The organism is Pseudomonas sp. CFBP 13602 (assembly GCF_014842725.1).
Lineage (GTDB): Bacteria > Pseudomonadota > Gammaproteobacteria > Pseudomonadales > Pseudomonadaceae > Aquipseudomonas > Aquipseudomonas baltica.
The window spans coordinates 354250-376299 of record NZ_JACYVT010000001.1; the positions used below are offsets into that span (position 1 = coordinate 354250).

Here is a 22050-nt window from a genome sequence, read left to right on the forward strand (position 1 = left end):
ACGGACCATTCGAAAGGGGGGGCAACAATGCCCCGCGGGCTGGGCCTGCACCGGTCGTGCCTGTCGCTACTACCGCTACGGGTGGCTACTACTTGCGAAGAGAGGCGATGAAAAGCCCTTCCTGGGCCTATTGCCCGGCATGCCGTCGGTTCAAGCCGCCAGCTGAAAGACCACAAAAAGGTGGCAAGGTTCACAAAAAGACTGTGACTGGGCGCACGGCTCGAGCGTGTTCCGGCGCTAGGCGTCGCCCAGTTGCACGGCAAAAAAACACCCATGGGGCTCGCGACTGCTCAGGCTCACGTGCCAGCCCTGGTTGACACAGATGCGCTGCACCAGGGACAAGCCCAGGCCCAGACCCTCGCCGCGCTGCTCGTCCCCGCGCACGAATGGCTGAAACATGGCGTTGCGCTTTTCCTCCGGAATGCCGATACCGCTGTCCTCCACGTGGAACCCGGTTTCGGTCAGGGTGAGGCGCACGAACCCGGTGTCGGTGTAGTGCCATGCGTTGCGCAGCAGGTTGCCCATTACCGAATGCAGGAATGCATGGTTGTAGACCTCGCTCGAATGGTTGTCCGCCACATAGATGAATTCAAGGCCCTTGGCCTCTATTTGGCGCCCCCAGATCTCGACCAGTTCGTCGGCGGTCCGGCGCAAGGTGGCAGAAGGATTGCCATGGCTGGCCGCATCGCGGTCGCGTGCCAGCAACAGGAACGTTTCGACCAGTTGGCTCATGCCGTCGGTGGCCCGTGCAATCCGCGCCACTTGACGGTGCGAGCGCTCATCCAGCTCGGTGGCCAGCAGCAGGTCGCAGGAGCTGGCGAGAATCATCAACGGCGTGCGCAATTCGTGGCTCACGTCGCTGGTGAACATCTGCTCGCGATTGAGCGCCGCCCGCAGCTTGCTCAGCGTTTCATCGAAGGAGCGCGCCAGTTCGCCGACTTCATCGTCGGTGTAATCGGGCGACAGCGGCGGAGCCAGGCCGAGCATCTTGTCGCGATGGCGCACCTGCCGGGCCAGCCGCACGACCGGCGCCATCACCCGGCGGGCCAGGAGTCCGCCCAGCATGATCGCCAGGGCGATGCTCAGCAGAAAGCCAGCGCCTACCACGATGAACAGCACATTGGCACGCTGTTCCATACCCTCCTGGTCACGCAGCAATACGTACTGACGATTGTCGACGCGGGCGACCATGGCGTAGTAGGTGCGCGGCCAGAGCGTGAGCTTCTGGAAACCGATCGGCAGGGTCTTGAGCTCGTTGGGCATGCTCAGGTCGCCGTTGCCACCCTCGATGTAGAACAGCTCGTCTTTCTCGGGTCGGTGGCGCCAATCGTCCGCATTGTCGACCAACAGCAGGCGATGCATGTTGCCGCTCAAACTCATGGTCGTCAGCTTGCGCTCCACCAGATGCACGGTGGCCACGATGCCCACAGCGAATACGCCGGCGACGAAAGCGCTCATCAACGCAAACACGATGACGATCCGTCGACTCAGACTCTGCTTGAACTCCATACGGCTCCACTGGGTACTTGCACAGGACGCACCTTCTGCGCTCGGGCCGAGCATGATTATGGGAGACGCTCGAACAATCAAGCCTTGCCGGGGCTTTCGTGGGCCTGAGCAAGGGCAAGGCGCTGAGCTGCGGATTGCAAACACCGCGCGACAGGATCCATGTGCGACGAAGCAGGCCGGAATGCGTGACTTGCAGGTCATAAATAAAATATGTAGTGCTGATAAAAAAGCACTACATATTCATTGACGCGACTCGTTGTGACTTGCATGATGAGGCCGTCTCCCTGATCGGGAACAGAGCAGAGGCGAAACCAGTCCTGCTCGATGAGCCATCGAGTCACTCCGATGTGATCCGCGTACCCCGCGGGTAGGTGCAACCTGAACGCCATGGCTTTCATGTAGTGATGGTTTCAAGCACTACACATCGAGCTCGAGCCAGTACTGACCTAGACGGACAACACGTGAAGCGTACCTGCCGACCCGTGTTGGGGACCACAACCTGACAGATCACACAGAGCTCAAGGAGCATACACATGAACCTGAACCAGCAGCCCACCGTTGACCAGCTCGCCCGCATTCTGGCAGCCGGCCGTGACAGCCTCGACGACCATATTCTTTGGGTCTGCCAGCGGGGCGATGTACATATCGACGCCCTGGCCAATGACGCCGACGGCGAGGATTTCGAGCGCAGCCACCCCGAACTGCGCGCGCGCATGCCGATCTACCGCCGCGGCAAGGGCTATGTCGGCAAGAAAGCGGCGGCCGATCGGCAGTTCGTCAACGATGTGTTCCAGACCCTCAATCGCGAGTGGACCCTGGGCCAGGGACAGGGCCAGGTACGTCGGATTGCCAGCTATTGCTGACGCAGGTGAACAACCGCATCAAGCCGGACGCGGCTTGCGCCGCTGCTACAGGGGATGAGGTCCTGTAGCAGCGGCGCAAGCCGCGTCGGCGGCAACACAGTAAGCCTGTACAACCGCATCAAGCCGGACGCGGCTTGCACCGCTGCTACAGGGGATGGTGTCGTTCTGTAGCAGCGGCGCGAGCCGCGTCGGCGGCTACCGCTGCACACCTGTTCGCCGCATGGATTTGACGTTGGGGGTGGGTTTATCCAAAGTAGCCGCCTCTTATCGCTATCAGGATGCGTTGCGTGACCCATTTCCGTTTCCCCTGGCGACGCCTGCTCATCGGCGTCGTGCCGGCGCTGGCGCTGTTGTCCGCCTGCGACAACGACAACAAGCCCGTGCCACCCACACAACCCGTCGCCACCTACGCACCGGCCACCTGGGATGATTTGCCCAAGGTCAGCGACAGCGACCTGCAGGCCGGCTTCACTGCCTGGCGCTCGGCTTGCCAGCGGCTGGCCAAGGATGCGATCTGGGGCGCCACCTGCGCCTCGGCGCAAGCGGTGGACACTGCTCCCACCGCGATCCGCACCTTCCTTCAGGCACAACTGCAGGTCTACGGCCTGCGCTCTGCGGAAAAAGGCGAACACGGCCTGATCACTGGCTACTACGAGCCTGTCTATCCCGGCAGCCTCAAGGCCGACGCAGGGCATCCGGTACCTGTCTACGGCGTACCGGCAGACATGATCAGCGTGCAGTTGGACAGCCTTTACCCCGAACTCAAAGGCAAGCGCCTGCGCGGGCGGCTCGACGGCCAGGTGCTGCGTCCCTATGATGACGCGGCCACCATCCAGCGTCAGGGCATCGACAACGCGCCCGTGGTGGCGTGGATGCGCGACCCCATGGACCTGCAGTTCCTGCAGATTCAAGGTTCGGGGCGCCTGCAGCTGGATAACGGTCGGCAACTGCGCGTCGGCTACGCTGACCAGAACGGCCACCCCTACCGTCCGGTCGGCCGCTGGCTGGTGGACCAGGGCCTGCTGAAGAAAGAAGAGGTGAGCATGGGCCGCATCCGTGACTGGGCCGTGGCCAACCCCCAGCGCGTGCCGGAACTGCTCGCCAGCAATCCGAGCTACGTGTTCTTCAGCCTTCGGCCGGACAGCAACGAAGGGCCGCGTGGCTCGCTCAACGTGCCCCTTACCGCAGGCTACAGCGTGGCGATCGATCGCAAGGTGATCCCGTTGGGTAGCCTGTTATGGCTGTCGACCACGCGCCCCGACGGCACCCCGGTGGTTCGCCCAGTGGCCGCGCAAGACACCGGTGGCGCCATTGCCGGCGAAGTGCGTGCCGATCTGTTCTGGGGGACGGGAGCAGAAGCCGGCGAGCTGGCCGGCAACATGAAGCAGGAAGGTCAGGTGTGGTTGCTCTGGCCCAAAGGGGCCGCATTGCCAACCCCCTGAAGCAGACGGCGAATGCCTACCAACAAAATGCCTGCAAACAAACAGGGCACCTGACCGTCAGGCCAGGTGCCCTGCTCTTTCAGGCCAGCAGTTCCTGAATCTGCTCGTGCAGCGTATCCAAGTCGAACGGCTTGGCCAGGATCGGCGCCTTGCGCGCGATCGGGCTGTTGGTTTCGAGGATTTCCGCCGGATAGCCACTGATGAATATCACCTTCAGGTCCGGCCGCAGCAACACGGCGGGCTCGGCGATCTTCACCCCGGAAATGCCACCGGGCAGACGATAGTCGGTGACCATCAGGTCCAGGTGCGGCTTGGTCGACAGAATTTCCAGTGCCTGCTCGCCATTCTCGGCTTTCAGGACGCGATAGCCCAGGCCGGACAAGTAGTCTGCCAGGACCATCAATATCAACGGTTCGTCCTCTACGATGAGAACGACATCTTGTGCATCTTCACTCATGGGGAAGCCTATGTACTTATATGTTTTGCTGCCATTACGACCATGACCTGCGACAGAGGTTGCGTGTGAGTGCGCTTATTCCTAAAGCGGCAGGCTGACCCGGAACGTCGCGCCGTCGCCCAGGGCGCTGTCGACTTCGATGCGCCCGCCGTGGGCCGCCACGATCTGCTCGGAAATGAACAGGCCCAGGCCCAGGCCCGCTACCACGTTGCTGCCCGACACCCGCTCGAATTGCTGAAAGATGCGCAGCTGGTTTTCCTTGCTGATACCGATGCCATGGTCCCGCACTTCCACGCGCGCCCAGCCGTTGTGCCCGTACACCGTGACCTCCACCGGCCCCTTGCCACCGTAGCGCAAGGCATTCGAGATCAGGTTGCTGACCACTTGCTCGATGCGGAACTCGTCCCAGATGCCCAGCACCGGCTCATCCGCACGCAGGCTGATGGTGCAGTCGGCGGCAGCCACCTGAGGCGCAAAACTGTCGACCAGATTGCGCACCAGTTGCGCCAGGTCGAACTGGGCAGGACGGATGGACAGCTTGCCGGTGCGGATGCGCGACACATCGAGCATGTCCTCGATCAAGCGGATCAGGCTCTTGATCTGCCGCTCGTCGCGTTCGACCATGGCGCGCATCTTGTCGAGGGTGAAGGCATCGGCGTTATCGCGCGCCAGGTGCAGTTTGCGCAGTTGCGTTTCCAGGATCAGCCCATTGAGCGGGGTGCGCACTTCGTGGGAAACGATCGACATGAAGTCGTCACGCATGCGCACTGCATGCTCCAGTTCGCTTTGGGTCACTTGCAGGCGCTTGAGCAGCACCTCTTGTTCCTGACGCGAGCGCTCCAGCGCATCGAGCTGTTCCTTGAGGGTCTTGCGCTGGCGGTACAGGTCGACGAACACGCTGACCTTGCTCTTCACCGCCTGCATGTCCAGCGGCTTGTGGAGGAAATCCACGGCGCCGCTTTCGTAGCCCTTGAAGGCATAGTTGAGCTCGCGCCCGGCGGCGCTGACGAACACGATCGGAATGTTCTTGGTCTTCTCGGTGCTGCGCATGAGCTCGGCCAGCTCGAAGCCGTTCATGCCCGGCATCTGCACATCGAGAATGGCCATGGCGAATTCGTGCTGCAACAGCAGCGACAAAGCTTCGTCGGCCGAGAGTGCCTTGTGCACCTCGCGGCCGGGGCTGGCGATCAACGCCTCCAGGGCCAGCAGGTTCTCCGGCAGGTCATCGACGATCAACAGTTTTGCTTGGACGTTGCTTAGCATGTGCTTCGTTCCAGCTCGGCAAGCAGACAGCCAATGCCGTGGAGTGAAAGAATGTGATCAGGCGCCTGCAGGCGGATGGCCGCCTGCGGCATGACCGCGACCCGCGCCTCGGCGGGGTCCTGGACGATGGTCAAGCCACCTTTGTGTTTGATGCTGGCCAGACCTCGCGCGCCGTCTTCGTTGGCCCCCGTCAACAATACCCCGATCAACCCGCTGCCATAGGCATCGGCGGCCGAATCGAAGAGAAAGTCTATGGCTGGACGCGAATAGTGCACCCGCTCCTCCTGGCTCAACGACAGGCTGAAATCGCGCTCGACCGACAGGTGATAACTGGGGCCGGCAAAGTAGAACATACCGGGTTCGATGGGCTCCTTGTCACGCGCCTGGCGCACCGGCCGGTTCAAGCGCCTTTCGAACACTTCCGCCAACTGGCTGTGACGCTCGTCCGGCAGGTGCAGCACGGTCAGCACCGGTAGCTTGAAATCCATCGGCAACTGCCCGTACACCCCCAGCAGTGCCTCGACGCCACCGGCCGATGCGCCCACCACCACCGCTTGGAAACGACTCATGACTTGCGATAGATCCGTTCGGGGCGCGTCAGGGTTTCGAAGCGCGAACTGTAGGCCGAGAAATCCAGGGTTTCCTTGCTGCCGAGCATGAGAAAGCCGCGATGGCTCAGGGATTCGTGGAACAGCCCGAATGCGCGGTCCTGCAGGCCTTTGTTGAAATAGATGAGCACATTGCGGCAGGACACCAGCTGGGTCTCGGAGAACACGCTGTCGGTGGCCAGGCTGTGGTCGGCGAAGGTCACGTTCTCGCGCAGGCTGCTGTCGAAGATGGCGTTGCCATAGGCCGCGGTGTAGTAGTCGGCGAACGAGCGGGTGCCACCGGCGCGCTGGTAGCTCTGGGTATAGGCGCGCACGCTTTCCATGGAGTAGATGCCTTGCTTGGCCTTTTCCAGGGAGGTCGGGTTGATATCGGTGGCATAGATGATGGTGCGGTCGAGCAGACCTTCCTCGCGCAGCAGAATGGCCATGGAGTAGACCTCTTCGCCGGTGCTGCACCCGGCGATCCAGACCTTGAGCGATGGATAGGTCTTGAGCAGCGGCACCACCTCACGGCGCAGCGCCAGGAAGTGCTCGGGGTCACGGAACATCTCGCTTACCGGAATCGTCAGGTACTGCAGCAGCTCCATGAACGCCGTAGGCTCGTGCAGCACCCGAGCCTGCAGCGACGAGACGCTGCTGCACTCCATCTGGCGCAGCGCGTGCAGGATGCGACGCTTCACCGACGCGCCCGAGTAATCGCGGAAATCGTAGCTGTAGGTGAGGTAGATCGCCTCGATCAGCAAACGGATCTCGATATCGATATTGCGCTCGGCAGCCGGCTGGGAGGGCTTGCCGGCCAGGGAATCACTCACTACATGCGCTCCAGTTGCGGCAACCACACGCGGATCAGCGAGAACAGACGATCCAGGTCGATGGGCTTGGCCAGGTAGTCGTTGGAACCGGCCTGCAGGCAGCGTTCCTGATCGTCTTTCATGGCCTTGGCAGTGACCGCGATGATCGGCAGCTTGCGCCAGCGCGGGTCCTTGCGGATCTCGCGGGTGGCCTCGTAGCCATCCATCTCGGGCATCATCACATCCATCAACACCAGATCGATGTCCTCGACCTGATTCAACTTGTCGATTGCCTCTCGGCCGTTACGGCCTACTTCAACGATGGCGCCCTTGTGTTCCAGGGCACTGGTCAGGGCAAAGATATTGCGCACGTCGTCGTCCACCACGAGGATCTTGCGGCCCTCGAAGACCTTGTCGCGACTGCGGGCGGTTTTCAACATCTTTTGCCGCTCATGGGACAACTGCGATTCGACTTTGTGCAGGAACAGCGTCACTTCGTCGAGCAGCCGCTCGGGCGAGCGCGCGCCCTTGATGATGATCGAACGGGAGTACTTGAGCAGCTCGGCTTCTTCGTCGCGGGTGAGGTTGCGCCCGGTGTAGACGATGACCGGCGGGAACGCACGGATCTCCTCGTTGGACATGCGCTTGAGCAGGTCGCCGCCAAGCATGTCGGGCAGCTTGAGGTCGATGATCATGCAGTCGTAGACGTTGTCGCGCAGCAGGTCGAGTGCCTCCTGGGCAAAGCCCACGGCAGTGATCTCGATGTCGTCGTCGCCGATCAGCAGGGAAATGCTCTCGCGCTGCAGGTCATCGTCTTCCACCAGCAGAATGCGCTTGAGCTTTTGCGTCAGCTTGGCTTCCAGGCGGCCGAAGACTTCCTTGAGTTCGTCGCGGGTGGTCGGCTTGACCGCATAGCCGATCGCGCCCATGTGCATGGCCGCCTCGACCCGGTCCTCGACCGAAATCACGTGCACGGGAATGTGCCGCGTGGTGGCCAGTTCCTTGAGGCGCTGCAGCACGGTCAGGCCGGAATGATCGGGCAGGCGCATGTCGAGCAGGATCGCATCGGGCACGAAGGTCGCCGCCAGGTCGAAGCCCTCATCGGCGGCGTGGGCCACCAGACAGTGGTAGTCCAGCTCATGCGCCAGGTCGTAAAGGATACGCGCGAAGTTCGGCTCATCCTCGACCACCAGTATGCAGCGCTTGGTGAACGGGCCTTTATCGCGGTCGTCGGCAAAGCGCGCCACGGTCAGCGGCGCTTCGAGCACGGCCGGGGTGTTGGACACCGGCTGCGCAGCGATCACCATGGGCTGCGGCGCATGCCGCGGCGCCTCGATGATTTCTTCGTAGCGTTGCGGCAATACCAAAGTAAAGGTGCTGCCCTTGCCCAGTTCGCTGCTGACGGTGATGTAGCCGCCGAGCATGTTGGCTAGGTCGCGGGAAATCGACAGGCCCAGGCCGGTGCCGCCGTAGCGGCGGTTGGTGGTGCCGTCCGCCTGGCGGAAGGCCTCGAAGATGGCCTGCTGCTGGTCGACGGCGATACCGATGCCGGTGTCGCGAATCTGGAAGGCGATGCCTTGGTTGGCATGGCCAGACACCAACAGCTCGACACTGCCCTGCTCGGTGAACTTCAGCGCGTTGGCCAACAGGTTCTTGAGAATCTGCTCAACTCGCTGGCGATCGGTGTACAACATCGCCGGTGCGTCGGGAAGAATCTGCACCGACAGTTCCAGGTGCTTCTGCCCGGCCAGCGGCTCGAAGGTCATGCGCAAGCTGTCGACCAGCCGCGGCACGCTGCTGTTCTCCGGTCGCAGGTCGAGCTTGCCCGCCTCGACCTTGGAGATGTCGAGGATGTCGTTGATCAGGTTGAGCAGATCGTTGCCCGCGGAGTAGATCGACTCGGCGAATTTGACCTGGTCGCTGGTCAGGTTTTCCTGAGGGTTTTCCGCCAGCAGCTTGGCCAGGATCAACGAGCTGTTGAGTGGCGTGCGTAACTCATGGGACATGTTGGCGAGGAATTCGGACTTGTAGCGGCTCGAACGCTGCAGCTCGTCGGCACGCTCTTCGAGCTGTACCTGGGCCTGGTTGAGCTCCAGGTTCTTGCGATCCAGCGCATCGCGCTGCTGGCCCAGTGCATCGGTGCGTTCGGCCAACTGCTCGTTGGTCTGCTCCAGTTCCGCCTGCTGGGTTTCCAGGTAAGCCTGGGACTCCTTGAGCACCCGCGACTGTTCTTCAAGCTCTTCGTTGGCGGTTTTCAGCTCTTCCTGCTGCACCTGCAGCTCTTCGTTGAGCTGCTGGGTTTCGGCGAGCACTTCCTGCAGGCGCTGACGGTAGCGGGCCGCTTCGATGGCGGTGCCGATGTTGTCGGCCAGCAGCTCGACGATTTCCAGGTCGCGGTCGGTCAGGGGTCGCAGGAAACCCAACTCGACCACGGCGTTGATCTGGTCGTTGTCGCTGGTCGGGATGACCAGCACGCTGCGGGCTGCGCCCTCGCCCAGGCCTGAGCTCAAACGCAGGTAATCGGCCGGCACGTCGTCCAGGCGGATGACCCGGTTGCGCTGCACGGCCTGGCCGGCAATACCCTCGCCATTGATCAGCAACTGGTCCGTCACCTCACGCTCGCGGGAGAACCCGTACGAGGCGATACGGCGCAGGTTGCCGTGCTCTTCGCGGATGTACACCGCAGCGACCACCGAACCCAGGTACTGGGCGAAGAACTGCAGCATGTTGCGGCCCAGCATCTGCAGGGTCTGCTGGCCCAGCAACTGTTCGGCCAGCTGAGTCTGGCCGGTGCGCAGCCAGGCCTGGTCCTGCAGGCGCTTGGCACCCTTTTGCAGGGCAGCCAGGTTGCCGCCATAGGAGGTCGACAGTTCGGTCATGTCGCGTCGGCCGAAATACGCCAGCAAGGCGCTGACCACCAGAACGAACAGTACATAAAGGCTGACCGATGCCCAGATGGTGCGCGACACGTTTTCGCTGCGCTCCACCCGCAGTTGCTGCTCCATGGCAATGAAGCCTTCGTATTCCTTGCGGATTGCGTCGGTCAGGCGCTTGCCGCGGCCGGTCTGGACCACGCTGGAATAGTCGCCGGTGGCGCGCTTGAGCGAAATCAGCTCCTCGCCGTAGGAGAGCCAGTCCTTCTGCAGCGCCATGATGCGGGTCAGGCGATCGACCTGGCGCGGGTTGTCGGCCACCAACGCCTGCAAGGCTGGCAACTCGGCGGCCAGGCGCGGCTTGGCCAGTTCATAGGGGTCCAGGTAGCCCTCGGCACCCGAGAGCAGGTACCCCCGCATCCCGGTTTCCATGTCGATCGACAGCTTGGTCGCTTCGTTGGCGTTGTTGATGACCCGGTCGGTGTGCTCGACCCAGTCGATCACCGACAGCAGGTAAACGATGATCGCAATGAACACGGCCACGCTGAGCACGCCCACGCCCAGCGGCAAGCCAACGTTGCGACTGAGCAGGCGACGGAAGCTCTGCTCGTCGATCGAAGAGGGTTTGTTCATGTCCTTGGGCCCGGATCCTGTATTCGAGGTCGGGGATTTTGCCGCAATTCAGTCAATTTGTTAGGTTTTTTCCTCATGCTTCGTAAGAATTTTCACATCTAAACGTGGGAATGGTCTCGTTTAATGCCTCCACAAGCATGGCCTGACCCCGACCCATGCTTTATGATTGGCGCCCTGCTTCCCGGGTGCTCGTTGCCCTCGGGGCGTAACGTTATCTGCGACATGACGGCTCGGCGCCGTCTGCGCCCCTTGCCGACCAGGATCCGAACGATGTCCGATACCGCCAAAACCATTCTTGTCGTCGAAGACGATGCGATCGTCCGCATGCTGATCGTGGACGTGCTGGAGGAATTCGAGTTCAAGGTACTGGAAGCCGAGGACGGTCCTCAGGCGCTGACCTTCCTCAACGATTCGGCCGAGACCATCGACCTGATGATGACCGACATGGGCCTGCCCGGCATGGACGGCAAGGAGCTGGCCGTCGAGGCGCGCGCCTTGCGTCCCGAACTGCCGGTGCTGTTCGCCAGCGGCTACGCCGAAGCGCTGGACGTTCCGGCGGGCATGGCCATGATCGGCAAGCCGTTCTCCATCGACCAGTTGCGCGACAAGGTCAAGAGCATGCTGGCGGCCTGAAGCCGCGCCTGCCGCTACACCCCGGCGCGTAATCATGGCCTAATGCGCGCCCGGTTTTTGCCCCCGAGTCTGCCCCATGTCTTTTCAGCGCGTCCTGGTCATTGGCTATGTCTGGCCCGAGCCCACCTCTTCCGCGGCCGGCGGGCACATGATGCAGTTGCTGCAGTGCTTCACGACCCAAGGCTGGCACGTGACTTTCGCCAGCCCCGCCAGGGTCGGCGAGCACAAGGCCGACCTCGCAGCGCTGGGCATCGCCGAACGAGCCATCGAGCTCAATGACGACAGTTTCGACCGCTTCGTGGCTGAGTTGCAGCCGGACATGGTCCTGTTCGATCGCTTCATGATGGAAGAGCAATTCGGTTGGCGGGTCGAGCAGCACTGCCCGCAGGCCGTGCGTGTGCTGGAAACCTGCGACCTGCAGAGCCTGCGCGACGCGCGTCAGGGTTTGCTCAAGCAGCGCCTGCACGCAAGTGACGACGAAAACGACTTCTCGGCATTGTTCGCCGAAGCACCGGACACGCTCTACGCGCACATGAGCGACGCCGATATCACCCAGCGTGAAGTGGCAGCCATCTTTCGTTGCGACTTGAGCTTGATGATCTCGCCGTTCGAGACGCAACTGCTGACCGAATGCTTCGGCGTGCCAGCCAGCCTGCTGCATGATTGTCCGCTGATGGTCGAGCCGCCAGCCACCGCAGCACTGACCTTCGAGCAGAGAGCCAACTTCGTCTGCATCGGCAATTTTCGCCACGCGCCCAACTGGGACGCCGTGCTGTGGCTCAAGCAGCAGGTCTGGCCACGCATTCGCAAGCAGTTGCCGCGCGCGCAATTGCACGTCCACGGCGCCTACACACCGCCCAAGGCCACGGCCCTGCACAACCCTGCCCAAGGTTTCCTGGTCAAGGGCTGGGCAATGGATGCGTTGCAGGTGGTGGGTCAGGCACGGGTGGCACTGGCGCCACTGCGTTTCGGCGCGGGCATCAAGGGCAAGTTGCTCGATGCCATGCTCTGCGGTACGCCCAGCGTGACGACCCCGACGGGCGCCGAAGGCATGCGTACCGGCGAGCGCTGGCCGGGCCGGATAGGCCGCAGCGCAGACGAGCTGGCGCAGGCGGCCGTCGAGCTGTACGAAAACGCGGATCAATGGCAAGCCGCCCATGAGCAGTGCCATGAGCATCTGGGCGCCCAGTATGCGACCGAGCCACACGCTCAGGCTCTGATCCTGCGTCTGCAACAGTTGAGCCAGAGCCTCGCGCAGCATCGCCGGGCAAACTTCACCGGCAGCATGCTCCGGCATCATCTGCACAAGAGCACGAAATACTTCTCGCAATGGATCCAATCCAAGAACCAATCGGTCTAAGCGGCCGCTGGCACTTTGTGGCCCGCGAACTAATCTCTGGTGTCCAAGGTAGTTCCTATTGCCCATTCAGGACGAACGACGATGGCGCCTATCGACAGTACCAAAGTGTACGATTCCGAGCTGATGCGCGCATTGCGTGGCAAGCACGAAGAGCTGCGGCCCGCGCTGAAGAAAGTCTCCACATTCCTGCAAGCCAACCCCTACCGCAGCGCAACGCTCAACATAGAAGAACTGGCCGGCGCCACCGGCACCTCCACCGCCGCCGTCAACCGCCTGGCCAATGCGATCGGCCTCAACGGTTTCACCGGCCTGCGCTTTGCCCTGATGGAAAACCTGCTGGCCGTGGTGTCTGCGGCCGACGTCATCGAAGGCCGGCTCAAGCAGGCACCGGAGACGGGGTTCGATCTGGAACAGCAGATCAGCCTCAGCAAGCACCATCTGGACAACGTCACACGCATGAACGACAACCAGACCTTCGATGAGATGGCCCTGCGCCTGGCCCGCTCGCAGAATGTGTTCGTGGTCGGTTTCGGCAACAGCTTTCACATCGCCGCCATGGCAGCCGCGGGGCTCAGCCCGTTCTGCGCCGGCGCGCACTGCGTGACCCTGGACGGCGGTCTTGAAGGGTCGGCCTATCGACTGTCCGGCATCACCCGCAACGACACCCTGCTGGCCATCGCCCTGCCCGCCTACACCCGCGACACCATTCGCCTGGCCGAATACGCCAAGTCCCGCGAAGCCTGTGTGCTCAGTGTGACCGACTGCCCGGCATCGCCTCTGGTGCAGGTGTCGACCCTGAGCCTGTTCATCCCACCTCACCACCCCGTGCTGCCCAATTCCAAGGTCGGGTTGATGGCCGCCATGGAAGCGCTGCTGGCTCAAGTACAGCTGCTCAAACCGGCAGCGAACGAGGGCCGGCCATCGCTTCCCGACTGGGAGCCGGACCGCGGCAGCCTGCCCCCCTCCTTGCCGGGCCTACCGCGCTCGAACACGCCGCGCAAGAACGACGACGCCCGCTGAGCGAGGGCCGCTTCAACGCCGGGCTTCTCGACGCCGGACGTTTCAGCCTTGGACGCACAGGCCCGTCCACCGCTATGCTTGGGTGCGCATTTCCGATCGGCACAACTCCAAAAGCAGCCACGGCATGACTCGAGCAACGCGAATAACCGACCCTTCCTACGAGTTGATGGACGACCACGACGGTCGCTCGATCATCTATCGCCAGCATGGTTTCCCGTGCCCGCTGGTGCGCTGGCATTTCCACAAGGAATACGAACTGCACCTGCTGGTCGCCACCTCCGGCAAAGTGTTCGTCGGCGACTACATCGGCAACTTCAATCCGGGCAGCCTGTTTCTCACCGGGCCCAATCTGCCGCACAACTGGATCAGCCAGCTGCAGAACGACGAGTCGGTGAACAAGCGCGACATGCTGGTCAATTTCACCGACGAGCTGTTCGACCATGGCCACCAGGTATTCAGCGAACTCAAAAGTCTTGCGCCGCTGCTCGAACGAGCCCGTTACGGCATCGAGTTCCGCTGTGCCCGGACCATCGCCCAGGCCGGTGCCTCGATGCAGCGCATCGCCGACAGCCAGGGTATCAGCCGCCTCGGACACTTCCTGATACTCATGGAATCGCTGGCGGCCTGCGAGGACTACCAGTTGCTCTCGGGCACTGCAGCGGCCCAGGACGCCGACGAGCACGCGGTGGAGCGCACCAACCGCGCGGTCGACTACATTTTTGCCCACTATGCGCGCGAGCTGTCTCTGGAAGAAGTCGCCGCCTACCTGGGCATGAAACCGACCTATTTTTCCCGGGTGTTCAAACAGGCTACCGGCCGCTGCTTCGTCGAGTTCGTCAATCGCCTGCGCATCAGCAAGTCCTGCGAGCTGCTGGCTGACGGCGATCGGCCGGTGACGGACGTGTGCTTCGAGTCCGGCTTCAACAATATTTCCAACTTCAACCGCCGCTTCCAGCAGCTCAAGGGCATGACGCCGTCGCACTATCGTCGCCTGGCCGTGCAGCGGTCGAGCTCCTGAAACCTGTACGAAACCTCACAACGACGCTGCGCACGCCTCTGGCGCGTCGCTGCGCCAGCCGGCTCAGTGCAAATTAGTATCAGCGTGGGTGTACTCAGGGATTTGTCAGAATGCCTGCGGGGGTCTGTAATCACAGGCAGTGCTTCACCTCTACGAAGACACAAGAATAATAACCAAGGCCGCCCCCCCGCGTGCCGAAGAGGAATGCGAGATGACCATAGACTACAAACGCCTGCTCGTTGCCAGCGGTCTGTGTGGCGCACTGGCCGTCAGTGGCTACAGCCATGCCGACACCACCCTGACCATCGCCACCGTCAACAACAGCGACATGATTCGCATGCAGCGCCTGGCCAAGACTTTCGAGTCCGAGCATCCCGACATCAAGCTCAATTGGGTGGTGCTGGAAGAAAACGTGCTGCGCCAGCGCCTGACCACCGATATCGCTACCCAGGGCGGCCAGTTCGACGTGTTGACCATCGGCATGTACGAAGCCTCGCTGTGGGGCGCAAAGGGTTGGCTGTCACCGATGAAGGACCTGCCCGCCAGCTACGACATAGACGATGTCTTCCCTTCGGTGCGCGACGGCCTGTCGGTGAAAGGCCAGCTGTACGCCCTGCCGTTCTACGCTGAAAGCTCGATGACCTACTACCGCACCGACCTGTTCAAGGCGGCCGGTCTCGAGATGCCGGAAAAACCCACCTGGACCCAGATCGCCGAATTCGCCGGAAAGCTCACCGACAAGAGCAAGGACCAATACGGCCTGTGCCTGCGCGGCAAGGCCGGCTGGGGCGAGAACATGGCGTTGATCACTACCGTGGCCAACAGCTTCGGCGGCAGCTGGTTCGATAGCCAGTGGAAGCCACAGTTCGACAGCGAAGCCTGGAAGAAAGCGCTGAACTTCTATGTCGACAACATGAAGAAGTCCGGCCCTCCAGGCGCTTCGAGCAATGGCTTCAACGAGAACCTGGCGCTGTTCAACAGTGGCAAGTGCGCCATCTGGGTCGACGCCAGCGTCGCCGGCTCGTTCACCATGGACAAGACCCAAAGCAAGGTCGCCGACAGTGTCGGCTTCACCTTCGCCCCTCATGAAACCACCGACAAGGGCTCGGCCTGGCTGTACTCCTGGGCCCTGGCCATCCCAGCCAGCTCGAAGAACCAGCAGGCCGCGCAGCAGTTTTCGGCCTGGGCAACGTCCAAGGAATATGCAGCGCTGGTCGCCAAGACCGACGGCGTGGCCAATGTGCCACCTGGCACGCGCAAGTCGACCTACACCGACGAGTACCTGAAGGCGGCGCCGTTCGCCCACATCACGCTGGAATCGCTGAAGGTCGCCGATCCCAAGCAGACCGACGCCAAGCCCTACGTTGGCATCCAACTGGTGACCATTCCCGAGTTCCAGGCCATCGGTACTGAAGTCGGCAAGGCATTCGCTGCCGCGCTGACCGGGCAGACCACCGCGGACCAGGCGTTGGTGGTTGCGCAGACGGCGACCGAGCGCGCCATGAAGCGCGCCGGCTACCCCAAGCAGTAACACGTCCGCCCTGCTGCCCGCCGACCGTGGCGGGCAGCCCTGCTCACCAGGTGCGCACTCATGAATACTACGACTGCCAAGCCCCAGCCCGACGCCGCTGAGGTGACGGGCAAGCGCCGCTTGTCCAACCCCGGCTGGTTTCTGGTCACGCCGTCGGTGGCCTTGCTGCTGCTATGGATGATCGTGCCACTGGGCATGACCGTCTACTTCTCGCTGATCCGCTACAACCTGCTGTACCCCGGCGAGAACGAATTCGTCGGGCTGGAGAATTTCAGCTTCTTCCTCACCGACGCCGGCTTCATGCCGGGCGCCACCAATACCTTGCTGCTGGTCGGCAGCGTGCTGTTGATCAGCGTGGTCTTCGGCGTACTGATCGCAGCCCTGCTGGAAGCCAGCGAGTTCCTGGGCCGAGGTATCGTGCGAGTGATGCTCATCTCGCCGTTCTTCATCATGCCCACGGTTGGCGCGCTGATCTTCAAGAACCTGATTTTCCACCCGGTGTCGGGGATCCTCGCTGCGGTGTGGAAATTCTTCGGTGCCGAACCGGTCGACTGGCTCGCCCATTACCCGCTGTTCTCGATCATCGTCATCGTCAGTTGGCAATGGCTGCCGTTCGCCATCCTGCTGCTGATGACCGCCATGCAGTCGCTGGACCAGGAACAGAAAGAGGCCGCGCGGCTTGATGGCGCCGGCGCCCTGGCGATCTTCTGGCACCTGACGCTGCCGCATCTGGCGCGGCCCATCGCCGTGGTGGTGATGATCGAAACGATCTTCCTGCTCTCGGTGTTCGCGGAAATCTTCACCACTACCAACGGTGGTCCGGGTTTCGCCTCCACCAACCTTGCCTACCTGATCTACAACCAGGCACTGGTGCAGTTCGACGTGGGCATGGCCTCCGCCGGTGGCTTGATCGCCGTGGTCATCGCCAACATCGCCGCCATCATCCTGGTGCGGATGATCGGCAAAAACCTCACCGACAAGAATTGAGGGCCTGCACCATGACACTTCAACAATCGCGTCGCCTGCAAAGCCTGGTCCTGGGCTGCCTGGCCTGGGCCGTGGCGATCCTGGTGTTCTTCCCGATCTTCTGGATGGTGCTGACCAGCTTCAAGACCGAGATCGACGCCTTCGCCACACCGCCGCAGTTCATCTTCACGCCAACCCTGGAAAACTACCTGCACATTCAGGAGCGCAGCGACTACCTGCACTTCGCCTGGAACTCGGTGCTGATTTCCTTCAGTGCCACCGCCCTGTGCATGTTGATTGCAGTGCCGGCCGCCTACTCGATGGCGTTCTACGAAACCAAGCGCACCAAGCAGACCTTGCTGTGGATGCTCTCCACCAAGATGCTGCCGCCGGTGGGTGTGCTGATGCCCATCTACCTGCTGGCCAAGGGTGCAGGCCTGCTGGATTCACGCATTGCCCTGATCGTCATCTACACCCTGATCAACCTGCCGATCGTGGTCTGGATGGTGTACACCTACTTCAAGGACATCCCCCGGGAAATCCTCGAAGCGGCACGCCTGGACGGTGCCACGCTGGGCCAGGAAATGCTTCGGGTGCTGTTGCCGATCAGTAAGGGTGGCCTGGCCTCGACCGTGCTGCTGTCGTTGATCCTGTGCTGGAACGAAGCCTTCTGGTCGTTGAACCTGACCAGCTCCGGCGCCGCGCCGTTGACCGCCCTGATCGCCTCGTACTCGAGCCCGGAAGGCTTGTTCTGGGCCAAGCTGTCAGCCGTTTCGACCCTGGCCTGCGCGCCGATCCTGATCTTCGGCTGGATCAGCCAGAAGCAGCTGGTGCGCGGCCTGTCCTTCGGGGCAGTCAAGTGACCGGTGGCGATTTCACGGACGCCTTCGCGGCCGCTGACCGCTCCTACGGGTTCTGCACGACCCTTGTAGGAGCGGCCAGTGGCCGCGAAGAGGCCAGCATCGCCAACAACGTACTCATATCAGGAACCATCCCATGGCCACTCTGAAAATAAAAAACCTGAAAAAGGGCTTCGAAGGCCTGCAGATCATCAAGGGCATCGACCTGGAAGTGCACGACCGCGAGTTCGTGGTGTTCGTCGGCCCGTCAGGCTGCGGCAAGTCGACGCTGCTGCGCCTGATCGCCGGGCTCGAGGAAGTCAGCAGTGGCACCATCGAGCTGGACGGTCGCGACATCACCGAAGTGACCCCGGCCAAGCGCGACCTGGCCATGGTGTTCCAGACCTACGCCCTGTATCCGCACATGACGGTGCGCAAGAACCTGTCGTTCGCACTGGACCTGGCCGGTAAGCCCAAAGCGGAAGTCGAGAGCAAAGTAGCGGAAGCTGCGCGCATTCTCGAACTGGGCGCCCTGCTCGACCGCAAGCCCAAGCAGTTGTCGGGCGGCCAGCGCCAGCGCGTGGCGATCGGGCGCGCCATCGTCCGTCACCCCAAGATTTTCCTGTTCGACGAGCCACTGTCCAACCTCGACGCAGCCCTGCGCGTGCAGACCCGCCTGGAACTCTCGCGCCTGCACAAGGAACTGCAGGCCACCATGATCTACGTCACCCATGACCAGGTCGAAGCCATGACCCTGGCCGACAAGGTGGTGGTGCTCAACGGCGGCCGCGTCGAACAGGTAGGGGCGCCGTTGGAGCTGTACCATCATCCGGCCAACCTGTTCGTCGCCGGTTTTCTCGGTACGCCGAAGATGGGTTTCCTCAAAGGCACGCTCAGCCGGGTCGATGGCCAGGGCTGCGAAGTTGCCCTCGACGCCGGCACCCGGATCTACCTGCCCCGCGTCAGCCAGACGCTGAAAGTCGGCGATGCGGTGACCCTGGGCATCCGCCCCGAGCACCTCGACCTGGCGCAGCCGGGACAATGCCAGTTGGCGGTGACCGCCGATGTCAGCGAGCGACTGGGCAGCGATACCTTCTGCCACGTCGTCACCGACTCGCAGGAACCGCTGACCCTGCGAATCCGCGGCGATCTGCGCAGTCAGTACGGCGAACGCCTGAACCTGCTGCTGGACGCCGAGTACTGCCACCTTTTCGATGCCCAGGGCATTGCCGTGGCCAAACCGCTGCAGGCCGCTGCCTGATACAGGACCGAACATGAAACTCAATCGACAGAATCTGCATCAGCTCGCCGAGCACATCCAGTTGCCCGCCTACGACCCGACGACACTCGCGCATGGCATCGTCCACATCGGCGTCGGTGGGTTCCACCGCGCGCACCAGGCGTTCTACACCGATGCCCTGATGAACCAGGGCGAAGCCCGGCAGTGGGCTATCTGCGGCGCCGGCTTGCGCAGCGAAGACCGCAAGGTCCGCGACGCCCTGGCCGAGCAGGATTTCTACTACACCCTGGTGGAACTGGGCGACACGCCGGACACCGAGGTGCGAGTGATCGGCGCGATCACCGACATGCTCCTGGCCGAAGAGAGCGCCGAGGCCCTGATCGTCAAGCTGGCCGAGCCCGCGGTGCGCATCGTTTCACTGACCATCACCGAAGGGGGCTATTGCATCGACGACAGCAACGGCGAGTTCATGGCTCACTTGCCGCAGATCCAGCACGACCTGGCTCACCCGCTGACGCCCACCACCGTCTTCGGCTTTCTCTGCGCGGCCTTGCAACGACGGCACGACGCCGGCATCGACGCCTTCACCGTGATGTCCTGTGACAACCTGCCCCATAACGGCGCAGTCGCGCGCAAGGCGTTGCTGGCGTTCGCGGCGCTGCAGGACCCGACGCTGCACGACTGGATCGCCAGCCATGTGCAGTTCCCCAATGCCATGGTCGACCGCATCACGCCGATGACCAGCGAGGCCCATCGCGCCCAACTGCGCGAACGGCATGGCGTAGAGGACAGCTGGCCGGTTGTCTGCGAGCCGTTCGTGCAATGGGTGGTAGAGGACAAGTTCGGCGCAGGCCGGCCCGCCTGGGAAAAGGTCGGCGTGCAGTTCACCGACGATGTCACGCCCTATGAAGAGATGAAGATCAAACTGCTCAACGGCAGCCACCTGGCCCTGACCTACCTGGGCTTCCTGAAAGGTTACCGCTTCGTTCACGAGACCATGAACGATCCGCTGTTCGTGCGCTACATCCGCGCCTACATGGACCTCGACGTCACGCCACAACTGGCTTCCGTGCCTGGCATCGACCTGGAAGGCTACAAGGACACGCTGATCGAGCGCTTCTCCAACCAGGCCATCGCTGACCAGTTGGAACGCGTGTGTTCGGACGGCTCCTCGAAGTTTCCCAAGTTCACCGTGCCGACCATCAACCGCCTGATCGCCGATCGGCAGGGCACCGAGCGCGCGGCGCTGGTGGTAGCGGCCTGGGCGCTTTATCTGGGCGGCGTCGACGAGAACGGCACGCACTACACCATTCCAGATCCACGCGCCGAGTTCTGCCAGGCATTGGTGGCCGACCAGGCATTGCTTACCCAACGGCTGCTGGGGGTCGAGGAAATCTTCGGCACGCAGATCCCACGCTCGGCGGAGTTCGTCGCGGCCTTCGAACGCAATCTCCACAGCCTGCGTACCCAGGGTGTGCATGCCACCTTGAAGCCGCTGCTGGACGGCGAGGAGTAAGCGGCCATGTTTCTCGGGATCGACTGCGGCACCCAAGGCACCAAGGCGCTGATCCTCGACGCTGACAGCGGTCAGGTACTGGGCCAGGGCTCGGCCGCTCATCATATGATCAGCGGTGAAAACGGACGGCGCGAGCAGCACACCAGTGACTGGCTGACCGCGTTCGAACAGGCCACCGCGCAGGCGCTGGCCCAGGCCGGTATCGATGGCCAGCAGATTCTGGGCGTCGGTGTGTCCGGCCAGCAGCATGGCCTGGTGTTGCTGGACGCAGACGGGCAACCGCTGCGCCCGGCCAAGCTCTGGTGCGACACCGAGAGCACGCCGCAGAACGAGCGCCTGCTGGCCGAACTGGGTGGTGACCAGGGCTCGCTCGACCGCCTGGGGCTGGTCATTGCGCCGGGGTATACCGTGTCGAAGCTGCTCTGGACCCGCGAGCATCATCCGCAGATATTCGAGCGCATCGCCCACGTGCTGTTGCCCCACGACTACCTGAACTTCTGGCTGACCGGGCTGGCGCGCGCCGAATACGGTGACGCTTCGGGCACCGGTTACTTCAACGTGCGCGAGCGCCAGTGGGACTTCGCCCTGCTGCGCCAGATCGATGCCAGCGGGCGGCTGGAAGCGGCAGTGCCGCCGCTGATCGAGTCGCATCAGCCTGTGGGCACGATTCGTCCGGGAATTGCCGCCCGCCTGGGTATCAATCCGTTGGCTGTGGTCGCCAGCGGCGGCGGCGACAACATGATGGGCGCCATCGGCACCGATAACACCCACCCTGGAGTCATCACCATGAGCCTGGGGTCTTCCGGCACGGTGTACGCCTGCAGCGACCAGCCGACCGTGCTGGACGAACCGGCGGTGGCGACGTTCTGTTCGTCGTCGGGAGGGTGGTTGCCGCTGATCTGCACCATGAACCTGACCAATGTGACTACGGCCGTGCGCGAGTTGCTGCAGTTGGACATCAGCGGTTTCAACAAGGCCGTGGCGCAGGCACCGATTGGCGCCGCAGGTATCGTGATGCTGCCGTTCCTCAATGGCGAACGGGTACCCGCGCTGCCTCACGCCACCGGCTCGGTGCTGGGGCTAACCAGTGACAACCTGAGCGCGGCAAACCTGTGCCGCGCGGCAGTGGAAGGTACCACCTTCGGCCTGCGCTATGGCCTGGACCTGCTGCGCGCAGGCGGCCTGCAAACCCACGTGATACGGCTGATCGGGGGCGGCTCGAAGAGCCCGGTGTGGCGGCAGATAGTAGCGGACATCATGGACGCCCCGGTGGTCTGCACCGAGCAGCCGGAAGCCGCGGCATTGGGCGCGGCAATCCAGGCGGCGTGGTGCGCCGGCCAGGATCCACAAGGCTTGGCCCTGTTATGCGAACGCTGCGTGCGCCTGGACGAAACCAGTCGCACCCAACCCATCCCCGCCAACGTCTCGGCCTATCACGGCGCCTACCAGCGTTACCGCCAGCATATCCCTGCGTAGCCCCGGTGCCAC

18 protein-coding genes are annotated in these 22050 nt (G+C 62.8%); 12 read left to right on the top strand and 6 right to left on the bottom strand.

Annotated elements, in window-relative coordinates; genetic code table 11:
- Positions 1-237: 237 nt before the first annotated feature.
- Positions 238-1509 carry a sensor histidine kinase gene (locus IFU31_RS01525; protein ID WP_192102081.1) on the bottom strand — a complete coding sequence of 424 codons (1272 nt, stop codon included), beginning with the start codon at positions 1507-1509 and terminating at the stop codon, positions 238-240.
- A gap of 533 nt (positions 1510-2042) precedes the next feature.
- Here IFU31_RS01525 and IFU31_RS01530 point away from each other — a divergent pair.
- Positions 2043-2372: a hypothetical protein gene (locus IFU31_RS01530; RefSeq protein WP_122476924.1), complete on the top strand. Its 330-nt coding sequence runs from the start codon at positions 2043-2045 to the stop codon at positions 2370-2372.
- Between the two features lie 287 nt (positions 2373-2659).
- On the top strand, positions 2660-3814 hold the full coding sequence (gene mltA, locus IFU31_RS01535; protein WP_425311966.1) for a murein transglycosylase A: 1155 nt from the start codon (positions 2660-2662) through the stop codon (positions 3812-3814).
- A gap of 79 nt (positions 3815-3893) precedes the next feature.
- On the opposite strand, the gene IFU31_RS01540 is transcribed toward mltA, so the two are convergent.
- From IFU31_RS01540 to IFU31_RS01560, 5 genes are all read right to left on the bottom strand, one after another.
- Positions 3894-4271 (bottom strand): response regulator, encoded by a 378-nt coding sequence (locus IFU31_RS01540; RefSeq protein ID WP_122476920.1) that lies wholly within the window; start codon positions 4269-4271, stop codon positions 3894-3896.
- 81 nt (positions 4272-4352) lie between these two features.
- Entirely contained in the window at positions 4353-5534 is a 1182-nt protein-coding gene (locus tag IFU31_RS01545) for a hybrid sensor histidine kinase/response regulator (RefSeq protein WP_122476919.1), read from the bottom strand.
- Positions 5528-6103 (bottom strand): chemotaxis protein CheB, encoded by a 576-nt coding sequence (locus IFU31_RS01550; protein WP_192056247.1) that lies wholly within the window; start codon positions 6101-6103, stop codon positions 5528-5530. The genes IFU31_RS01545 and IFU31_RS01550 overlap by 7 nt, the downstream gene beginning before the upstream one ends.
- A complete protein-coding gene (locus IFU31_RS01555; protein ID WP_240998718.1) occupies positions 6100-6954 on the bottom strand; it encodes a CheR family methyltransferase in 855 nt (284 codons plus the stop codon). The genes IFU31_RS01550 and IFU31_RS01555 overlap by 4 nt, the downstream gene beginning before the upstream one ends.
- Entirely contained in the window at positions 6954-10439 is a 3486-nt protein-coding gene (locus tag IFU31_RS01560) for a response regulator (protein WP_192102082.1), read from the bottom strand. Before IFU31_RS01560 ends, IFU31_RS01555 begins: the two co-directional genes overlap by 1 nt.
- 270 nt (positions 10440-10709) lie before the next feature.
- On the opposite strand from IFU31_RS01560, the gene IFU31_RS01565 reads away from it, so the two are divergent.
- From IFU31_RS01565 to xylB, 10 genes are all read left to right on the top strand, one after another.
- On the top strand, positions 10710-11072 hold the full coding sequence (locus tag IFU31_RS01565) for a response regulator (RefSeq protein WP_192047183.1): 363 nt from the start codon (positions 10710-10712) through the stop codon (positions 11070-11072).
- A 76-nt stretch (positions 11073-11148) separates the two neighbouring features.
- Positions 11149-12432, top strand: coding sequence for a glycosyltransferase (locus IFU31_RS01570; protein ID WP_192102083.1), 1284 nt, complete (start codon positions 11149-11151; stop codon positions 12430-12432).
- A gap of 81 nt (positions 12433-12513) precedes the next feature.
- Positions 12514-13452 (top strand): MurR/RpiR family transcriptional regulator, encoded by a 939-nt coding sequence (locus IFU31_RS01575; RefSeq protein ID WP_192102084.1) that lies wholly within the window; start codon positions 12514-12516, stop codon positions 13450-13452.
- 124 nt (positions 13453-13576) lie between these two features.
- Complete coding sequence (locus IFU31_RS01580; RefSeq protein WP_185793458.1) at positions 13577-14470, top strand: AraC family transcriptional regulator; 894 nt, start codon at positions 13577-13579, stop codon at positions 14468-14470.
- Between the two features lie 211 nt (positions 14471-14681).
- Entirely contained in the window at positions 14682-16001 is a 1320-nt protein-coding gene (locus tag IFU31_RS01585) for an ABC transporter substrate-binding protein (RefSeq protein ID WP_185793459.1), read from the top strand.
- A 60-nt stretch (positions 16002-16061) separates the two neighbouring features.
- The gene (locus IFU31_RS01590; protein WP_122476905.1) at positions 16062-16988 is read left to right on the top strand and encodes a carbohydrate ABC transporter permease; all 927 of its coding nucleotides are present in this window, start codon (positions 16062-16064) and stop codon (positions 16986-16988) included.
- 11 nt (positions 16989-16999) lie between these two features.
- Positions 17000-17830, top strand: coding sequence for a carbohydrate ABC transporter permease (locus tag IFU31_RS01595; RefSeq protein WP_122715221.1), 831 nt, complete (start codon positions 17000-17002; stop codon positions 17828-17830).
- A gap of 133 nt (positions 17831-17963) precedes the next feature.
- Positions 17964-19067 (top strand): ABC transporter ATP-binding protein, encoded by a 1104-nt coding sequence (locus tag IFU31_RS01600; protein ID WP_122476901.1) that lies wholly within the window; start codon positions 17964-17966, stop codon positions 19065-19067.
- A gap of 13 nt (positions 19068-19080) precedes the next feature.
- Positions 19081-20562 (top strand): mannitol dehydrogenase family protein, encoded by a 1482-nt coding sequence (locus tag IFU31_RS01605; protein WP_192102085.1) that lies wholly within the window; start codon positions 19081-19083, stop codon positions 20560-20562.
- Positions 20563-20568: 6 nt separating this feature from the next.
- Positions 20569-22038, top strand: coding sequence for a xylulokinase (gene xylB, locus IFU31_RS01610; protein ID WP_192102086.1), 1470 nt, complete (start codon positions 20569-20571; stop codon positions 22036-22038).
- The last annotated feature ends 12 nt before the right edge of the window (positions 22039-22050 follow it).

Excerpts from the sequence above, each read along its gene's own strand:
- IFU31_RS01585 (WP_185793459.1), top strand. The coding sequence starts at position 14,682 with ATGACCATAGACTACAAACGCCTGCTCGTTGCCAGCGGTCTGTGTGGC.
- IFU31_RS01540 (WP_122476920.1), bottom strand. The coding sequence starts at position 4,271 with ATGAGTGAAGATGCACAAGATGTCGTTCTCATCGTAGAGGACGAACCG.
- IFU31_RS01550 (WP_192056247.1), bottom strand. The coding sequence starts at position 6,103 with ATGAGTCGTTTCCAAGCGGTGGTGGTGGGCGCATCGGCCGGTGGCGTC.
- IFU31_RS01570 (WP_192102083.1), top strand. The coding sequence starts at position 11,149 with ATGTCTTTTCAGCGCGTCCTGGTCATTGGCTATGTCTGGCCCGAGCCC.
- xylB (WP_192102086.1), top strand. The coding sequence starts at position 20,569 with ATGTTTCTCGGGATCGACTGCGGCACCCAAGGCACCAAGGCGCTGATC.
- IFU31_RS01580 (WP_185793458.1), top strand. The coding sequence starts at position 13,577 with ATGACTCGAGCAACGCGAATAACCGACCCTTCCTACGAGTTGATGGAC.
- IFU31_RS01600 (WP_122476901.1), top strand. The coding sequence starts at position 17,964 with ATGGCCACTCTGAAAATAAAAAACCTGAAAAAGGGCTTCGAAGGCCTG.
- IFU31_RS01565 (WP_192047183.1), top strand. The coding sequence starts at position 10,710 with ATGTCCGATACCGCCAAAACCATTCTTGTCGTCGAAGACGATGCGATC.
- IFU31_RS01545 (WP_122476919.1), bottom strand. The coding sequence starts at position 5,534 with ATGCTAAGCAACGTCCAAGCAAAACTGTTGATCGTCGATGACCTGCCG.
- IFU31_RS01575 (WP_192102084.1), top strand. The coding sequence starts at position 12,514 with ATGGCGCCTATCGACAGTACCAAAGTGTACGATTCCGAGCTGATGCGC.
- IFU31_RS01595 (WP_122715221.1), top strand. The coding sequence starts at position 17,000 with ATGACACTTCAACAATCGCGTCGCCTGCAAAGCCTGGTCCTGGGCTGC.
- IFU31_RS01590 (WP_122476905.1), top strand. The coding sequence starts at position 16,062 with ATGAATACTACGACTGCCAAGCCCCAGCCCGACGCCGCTGAGGTGACG.
- IFU31_RS01560 (WP_192102082.1), bottom strand. The coding sequence starts at position 10,439 with ATGAACAAACCCTCTTCGATCGACGAGCAGAGCTTCCGTCGCCTGCTC.
- IFU31_RS01530 (WP_122476924.1), top strand. The coding sequence starts at position 2,043 with ATGAACCTGAACCAGCAGCCCACCGTTGACCAGCTCGCCCGCATTCTG.
- IFU31_RS01525 (WP_192102081.1), bottom strand. The coding sequence starts at position 1,509 with ATGGAGTTCAAGCAGAGTCTGAGTCGACGGATCGTCATCGTGTTTGCG.
- IFU31_RS01605 (WP_192102085.1), top strand. The coding sequence starts at position 19,081 with ATGAAACTCAATCGACAGAATCTGCATCAGCTCGCCGAGCACATCCAG.